The 7079-nt window shown below is 69.9% G+C and carries 5 protein-coding genes and 1 tRNA gene; 1 reads left to right on the forward strand and 5 read right to left on the reverse strand.

The annotated features are described in order from the left end of the window. Window positions 1-9 precede the first annotated feature (9 nt). Complete coding sequence (ggt, locus tag MKK63_RS18600) at window positions 10-1797, reverse strand: gamma-glutamyltransferase (protein ID WP_244004379.1); 1788 nt, start codon at window positions 1795-1797, stop codon at window positions 10-12. A gap of 136 nt (window positions 1798-1933) precedes the next feature. Continuing rightward, complete coding sequence (locus MKK63_RS18605; RefSeq protein ID WP_244004381.1) at window positions 1934-2944, reverse strand: 1-aminocyclopropane-1-carboxylate deaminase; 1011 nt, start codon at window positions 2942-2944, stop codon at window positions 1934-1936. A gap of 237 nt (window positions 2945-3181) precedes the next feature. Here MKK63_RS18605 and MKK63_RS18610 point away from each other — a divergent pair, with 237 nt between their 5' ends. Then, window positions 3182-3646 carry an Lrp/AsnC family transcriptional regulator gene (locus tag MKK63_RS18610; protein ID WP_244004383.1) on the forward strand — a complete coding sequence of 155 codons (465 nt, stop codon included), beginning with the start codon at window positions 3182-3184 and terminating at the stop codon, window positions 3644-3646. A gap of 268 nt (window positions 3647-3914) precedes the next feature. Here the strand turns inward: MKK63_RS18610 and MKK63_RS18615 are convergent, their stop codons facing one another. The 3 genes from MKK63_RS18615 to MKK63_RS18625 form a co-directional block, all read right to left on the reverse strand. Next, a complete protein-coding gene (locus MKK63_RS18615; protein WP_244004385.1) occupies window positions 3915-5258 on the reverse strand; it encodes a replication-associated recombination protein A in 1344 nt (447 codons plus the stop codon). A gap of 60 nt (window positions 5259-5318) precedes the next feature. Then, window positions 5319-6770: a Do family serine endopeptidase gene (locus MKK63_RS18620; protein ID WP_244004387.1), complete on the reverse strand. Its 1452-nt coding sequence runs from the start codon at window positions 6768-6770 to the stop codon at window positions 5319-5321. Between the two features lie 231 nt (window positions 6771-7001). Then, a tRNA-Met gene (locus MKK63_RS18625) sits at window positions 7002-7078 on the reverse strand. Between the last annotated feature and the right edge of the window lies 1 nt (window position 7079).

Genomic DNA, 7079 nt, shown 5'->3' on the forward strand with positions numbered 1-7079 from the left:
GGGAACCCGTTACTCCCCCACCGCCGCCCCGGCCGGCCTCCGGTTGTCGTTGGCGCCGTAGAGCAGCCCTGGGCGCATCCGCCCGGTGCGCGAGGCGTCGTTGCCCGAGGAGGCCGCCTCCGGGGCGTCGGGCGCGGCGGCGCGCACCGCGATCAGTTCCTCCGCCCCCCAGGGCTTCTGCTCGACGATCGTGTGGCCCATGCCGCGCAGGATGCTTTTCGTGTCCGCCGAGAGCGCGAAGGGCTCGGCGTAGACCGTATCGGGCAGCCATTGGTGGTGGATGCGCGGGGCATCCACCGCCGCCTGCGGCGCCATGCCGAAATCGAGCATGTTGATCAGCGTCTGCGCGTTGATCGTGATGATCCGCGAGCCCCCCGGCGAGCCCGCCACCAGCGCGACCTTGCCGTCGCGCAGCACGATCGTGGGCGCCATGGAGGAGAGCGGGCGCTTGCCCGGCTGGATCGCGTTCTTCGTGCCCTGCACGAGGCCAAACAGGTTCGGCACCCCGGTCTTGACCGTGAAGTCGTCCATCTCGTCGTTGAGGAAGAACCCTGTGTCGCCCGCGATCACTCCGGCGCCGAAATAGCCGTTGATCGTGTAGGTCAGCGAGACCGCGTTGCCGGCCCGGTCCATGACCGAGATGTGGGTGGTCTCGGCCCGCTCATGCGTTTCCAGGCCCGGATCCGGTCGGATCTCGGCCGATGGAGTCGCCCGGTCCGGCGGGATCGAGGCCCGGAGTTTGTCCAAGTAGGCCGGCGACAGGAGCTGAGCGACCGGATTCGCCACGAAGGCCGGGTCGCCGAGCAGCAGATTGCGGTCGGCATATGCGCGCCGCATCGCCTCGACCATCAGGTGCACGCTCCGGGCGGAGTTGAACCCGGCCGCCGGCAGGTCGTAGCCATCGAGGATGCCGAGAATCTCGCAGAGCGTGACGCCGCCGGACGAGGGCGGGGGGGCCGACAGGACGGTCGTGCCTCGGTAGCGGCAGGTCAGCGGCTCGGACTCCGTCACCGTGTAGGCAGCGAAGTCTCCTGCCGTCAGCAGGCCGCCACCGGCCCGCGAGGCCGCTTCCATGGCCTCCGGGATCGCGCCCTTGTAGAAGGCGTCCGCGCCGCGCTCGGCGATGGCCTGGAGGGTGCGGGCGAGGTCGGCCTGGACCAGGCGGTCGCCGGGCCGCCAGGGGCTGCCGTCCGGGCGCAGGAAGATGCGGGCGACGTTTGCTTGCGCGGCGAACAGCTTCGTACCGGATTCGAGGATGTCGGTGTCGCCCCGGGTCAGCACGAACCCGTCCCGGGCCAGCGCGATCGCCGGTGCCATCACCTGCGCGAGCGGCAGGGTCCCGTACTGGGCGAGCGCGGTGTTGAGGCCGAGCACGGTCCCCGGCACACCCGCCGCCTTCCAGCCGCGCAGGCTCGCACCCGTCACGACGTTGCCGGCGGCGTCGAGATACATGTCGCGCGTGGCGGCCGCCGGGGCGGTCTCGCGGAAATTGACGAAGCGGCTCCGGCCGTCGGCCGCGTGCAGCACCAGGAAGCCGCCGCCGCCGAGATTGCCGCAGCACGGGTTCACCACCGCTTCCGCGTAGGCCACCGCCACCGCGGCGTCGACGGCGTTGCCGCCGGCCCTCAGGATATCGGTGCCCACCTGCGAGGCGAGGCGCTGGGACGAGACCACCATCCCGTTCTCACCCTCTACGGCCGGGCCCGAGGCGGCCCGGGCCGGGGGGCTGCCAAAAGGGCTGCCGAAGGCGAGCAGCGTAGCCAGGAGCAGCGCGCGTGCCGGTGCCGGTGCGATCATCCCTGCTGTCTCCGGTGCGGGTCCCGCGCCGCCATATAGGGGACCACACGCCAGAGTCGCTGCTCCCACCCTCCCTCCCGATCCTGCGGTGTCGAAGTGCGGCGCAGACGGATGGATGGGAGCCGGCCGATCCGCCTCAGCCGTTGCGGAAGGTGTAGCTGTAGCCGTTCAACGCCGGCGCGCCGCCGAGATGGGCGTAGAGCACCTTCGAGCCCTTCGGGAAGAAGCCCTTCTTCACGAGGTCGATCATGCCCTGCATCGACTTCCCCTCGTAGACCGGGTCGGTGATCATCCCCTCGAGCCGGGCCGAGAGCCGGATCGCCTCCACGGTCTCCTGCGAGGGCACGCCGTAGACCGGGTAGGCGTAATCCTCGTTGAGCACCACGTCGTCGGCCACGATGTCGCCCGCGCCGACCAGGGCGGCGGTGTTCTGGGCGATGTCGAGGACCTGGGCCTTGGTCTGGGCCGGGGTGCAGGAGGCGTCGATGCCGATGACGTTGCGGGCGCGCCCGTCCGTCGAGAAGCCCACCAGCATGCCGGCATGGGTCGAGCCGGTGACGGTGCAGACCACCACGTAATCGAAGCGCAGACCCATCTCGGCCTCCTGCTTCCGGACTTCCTCGGCGAAGCCGACATAGCCGAGGCCGCCGAACTTGTGCACCGAGGCGCCCGCCGGGATCGCGTAGGGCTTGCCGCCCTTGGCCTCGACCTCGGCGAGCGCGCGCTTCCACGAATCGCGGATGCCGATGTCGAACCCGTCATCCACGAGCTGCGTCTGCGCGCCCATGATCCGCGACAGCAGGATGTTGCCGACACGGTCGTAGACCGCGTCCTCGTGGGGCACCCAGGCCTCCTGGATAAGCCGGCACTTCATCCCGATCTTGGCGGCGACCGCGGCGACCATGCGGGTATGGTTCGATTGCACGCCGCCGATCGACACCAGCGTGTCGGCGCCGCTCGCGATGGCATCCGGCACGATGTATTCGAGCTTGCGCAGCTTGTTGCCGCCATAGGCCAAGCCCGAATTGCAATCCTCGCGCTTGGCGTAGAGTTCGACCTCGCCACCGAGATGGGCGGTCAGACGCTTGAGCGGCTCGATCGGCGTCGGGCCGAAGGTCAGGGGATAGCGCTCGAATGTGTCCAGCATCGGGTCTCTCCGGGTCTCGGGACGCGCCCGGGGGCTCGTCCCCGGATGCGTCGAAGCGAGGCCCCGAGGGAGCGGGCGGGAAGGCCCGGCTCCGTCTTCGAGGCGCAGGAAGAATCTACCCGATCCTTGATGAAAGGTGCTCTCGATCTTTGGGAGCGATATGCCTGCTGCTTGCGCCGTCGCAGCAATTTACGGCAGATAGCTCCGCATCGACGGACTAATCTGAAAGAATTCGTCATGTCCCTAGGGCTCGACCGGATCGACCACAAGATCCTGCGGCTGCTGCAGGTCGATGGGCGCATGGCCAATGCCGAGATCGCCGAGCGGGTCGGCACCAGCGCGGCCACCTGCCACCGCCGGATCCAGCGCCTGTTTACCGAGGGGTTCGTGCGGGCGGTGCGGGCCTTGATCGATCCGGCCCGGGTCGGCCGCGGCACCCTCGTCTTTGTCGGCGTCGTGCTCGACCGCTCCACACCCGAGAGCTTTTCGGAGTTCGAGACCGCCGTGCGGTCGATTCCTGTGCTCCTCGACTGTCACCTCGTGGCCGGCGACTTCGACTACATGCTGAAGATCCGGGTCTCCGACATGGCCGACTTCAACCGCCTCCACAGCGCCACGCTGATCGGCCTGCCGGGGGTGCGCCAGACCCGGACCTTCTTCGTCATGAAGGAGGTGATCGACAACGCGCCCCTCGATCTGTGACCGAGGAACCCAGTTTCAGACCGTATCGGCGGCCACCGCTGGGCTTATCGCAACGGACGACGCGCATCCCTTTCCTGGACAGGTGCAGCGAAGCGGAACCTGATCCGGATCCAGCACACAGAGCGCCGCGCAGCGGCACATGATGGCATCGCGGCGGCGCATACGGACGCTGCGCGTGGTCTTGTGCTGGATCCGGGTCGCGTTCCGCTGACGCTCCCCGCGCCCGGGAAAGAGACGGCGCGCAGGCCATATCCCTCGCGGTTCCGTTCTACCCCGCCCCGCGCCGCTGCTTGCGCAACGCCTCCCACCGGTCGAGCCGCTCGGCGATTCGGGTCTCGTAGCCGCGCTCGGTCGGCTGGTAGAAGTGCTGGCGCCCCAGCGCGTCGGGCCAGTAATCCTGGCCCGAGAAGGCGTCGGGCTCGTCGTGGTCGTAGCGGTAGCCCTCGCCGTAGCCGATCCGCTTCATCAGCTTGGTCGGCGCGTTGAGGATGGTGCGGGGCGGCGGCAGGGAGCCCGCCTCCTTGGCGAGCCGGGTCGCCGCCTTGTAGGCCTCGTAGACCGCGTTCGATTTCGGCGCGCAGGCGAGGTAGATCGCCGCCTGCGCGAGGGCCAGCTCGCCCTCCGGGCTGCCGAGGAAGTCGAACGCGTCCTTGGCGGCGTTGGCCACCACCAGGGCCTGCGGGTCGGCGAGGCCGATATCCTCCACCGCCATGCGCACCAGCCGGCGGGCGATGAACAGCCGGTCCTCGCCGGCATCGAGCATCCGGCAGAGATAGTAAAGCGCCGCGTCCGGATCGGAACCGCGCACGGTCTTATGCAGCGCCGAGATCAGGTTGTAATGGCCCTCCTGGGCCTTGTCGTAGATCGGCGCCCGCCGCTGCACGATCTCTTGCAACGCTTCCGCGTCGAGAGTCTCGTCCGGACCAGCCGAGCGCCAGACCTCCTCGGCCAGGGTCAGGGCCGCGCGGCCGTCGCCGTCGGCCATGCGGACCAGCACGCCGCGGGCCTCCTCGGTGAGCGGCAGGGCTTGCCCGGTCAGCGCCTCGGCCCGGACCAGCAGCCGCGCGAGGGCGCCCGGATCGAGGGCCCGGAACAGCAGAACCCGCGCCCGGGACAGGAGCGCGGCGTTCAGCTCGAAGGACGGATTCTCGGTGGTGGCGCCCACCAGCGTGACGGTGCCGTCCTCCATCACCGGCAGGAAGGCATCGAGCTGTGCCCGGTTGAACCGATGGATCTCGTCCACGAACAGCAGAGTCGCCTGCCCGGCCACCCGGCGCTTGCGCGCCGCCTCGAACACCTTGCGCAGGTCGGGCACGCCGGAAAAGATCGCCGAGATCTGCTCGAAATGCAGGTCGGTGCCCTGGGCGAGCAGCCGCGCCACCGTGGTCTTGCCGGTGCCGGGCGGTCCCCAGAAGATCAGCGAGCCGAGGGTCCGTCCCCGCAGCAGCCGGGTGAGCGCGCCGCCCTCCCCGGTCAGGTGCTCCTGGCCGACCACCTCGGCGAGGGTTTGCGGGCGCAGCCGGTCCGCCAGGGGCCGGGCGGTCTCGGGGCCGGGCGGGCGGTCGGGATCCGGCGCGGAGGGCGGCTCCGCGGAGGCGAAGAGGTCGGACATCCGCGCATCAACACCGGGCCTGGGCGGGGGCGCAAGCCGGGTGCCCGCGACGGCAGGGGATCAGCCGCCGAACACCGAGGTGATGACCTCGCCGTTGCGGTTGATCGTGACCTCCCAGGCGTTGAGGCTGTTGCGGGTGACCCGGTCGAGATCCTTGGTGGCCGCCATCGGCACGCCGTTGACCGCCACGATCAAGTCGCCCTTCTGCAACCCGACCCGGGCCGCGACGGAATTCTCGTCCACCGCCATCACGGCCACGCCGTCGGCCGGGAAATCGACCTGCATCTCCTCGGCCACCGCCGGCGAGGTGTTGACCAGCGTGGCGCCCAGGAACGGCGAGCGGGTCTTCACCTTGAGCGCGTCCCGCGGGCGCGTCTCCGGCGCGGGCGCCAGCTTGACGGTGACGGTCTGGCGGTTCGTGCCGCGCAGGATCCCGAACCGGGTCTGGCCCTGGACGCCCTTGAGCGCGAAGCGGTAGCCGAACGCCTCCGGGTCGGCCACCTCCTGCCCGTCCACGGTCAGGATCAGGTCGCCGCGCTTCAGGCCCGCCTCGTCGGCCGGGCTCTTGGCTTGCAGGCTCGCCACCAGCACGCCGGTCGGGTGGTCGAGGCCCATGCTGTCGGCGATGTCGGGGGTGACGCTCTGGATACGGGCCCCGAGCCAGGGCCGGCGCACGATGCTGGCCCCGTCGCGGGCGGCGTCGACCACAGCCTTGACCATGCCCACCGGGATCGCGAAGCCGATGCCGTGGCTGCCGCCGGATTGCGAGTAGATCGCAGTGTTGATGCCGACCAATTGGCCGCGCAGGTCGACCAGCGCGCCGCCGGAATTGCCCGGGTTGATCGCCGCGTCGGTCTGGATGAAGTACTGGTAGTCCGCCGAGCCGACCTGGGTGCGGGCGAGCGCCGACACGATGCCCTGGGTCACGGTCTGGCCGACCCCGAACGGGTTGCCGATCGCCATCACGAAGTCACCGACCTCCAGGGCGTCGGCATCGCCGAACGGCATCGGCACCAGGCCCTTCGGCACATCCTTGAGCTTCAGCACCGCGAGGTCGGTGCGTGTGTCGCGCATCACGATCGTCGCCTCGAACTCCCGGCGGTCGGCCAGCGCGATCCGCACCTCATTCATGTTGTCGATGACGTGGTTGTTGGTGATCACAAGCCCGTCGGCATCGACCAGAACGCCGGAGCCCAGGGACTTCTGCGCCCGCTCGCCCCGGGGGCCGCGCCCGCCCTCCGGCTCGCCGAAGAAGCGGCGCATGAACTCCTCCATGGCGCTGGAGCGCGCGCTGGAGCGCTTGTCCACGTGCGAGGCGTAGACGTTCACCACCGAGGGCGCGGCGCGCTTCACCACGGGGGCGAAGGACAACTGTACGTCGGCCTTGCTGAGGGGCACGGCCTTGCCGGGACTCCCCTCCTTCGCGCTCTCCGTGCGCGCCATCTGAGCCGTGGCCGGGCCGGCGGCCAGCAGGGCTGCGACGAGGGCGGGCAGGGCGAGGCGAGTCAGCATACAGAGGGCTCCGACGTCAGGGCGCGCGCCGTCCTGGACACGAAGCGGAGGCGCACGCTGCAGCCCTACGCTATCGAGGCCGATTGCGGCAGGTCCACGACACCGTCGCCGCAAGCCGCGCGAGCGATGAACCGAAGTGCAGCCAAGCTGATCCTGTCGGCACGTCCAGGCGCCGAACGGCACAAAGCCCCCGTTCTGGTGAACGGGGGCTTTGCTGGTCGTGTGGTGAGTTGGTTGCGGGGACAGGATTTGAACCTGTGACCTTCAGGTTATGAGCCTGACGAGCTACCGGGCTGCTCCACCCCGCGC

Origin of the sequence: Methylobacterium sp. J-088 (genome assembly GCF_022829295.1) — a bacterium.
GTDB lineage: Bacteria > Pseudomonadota > Alphaproteobacteria > Rhizobiales > Beijerinckiaceae > Methylobacterium.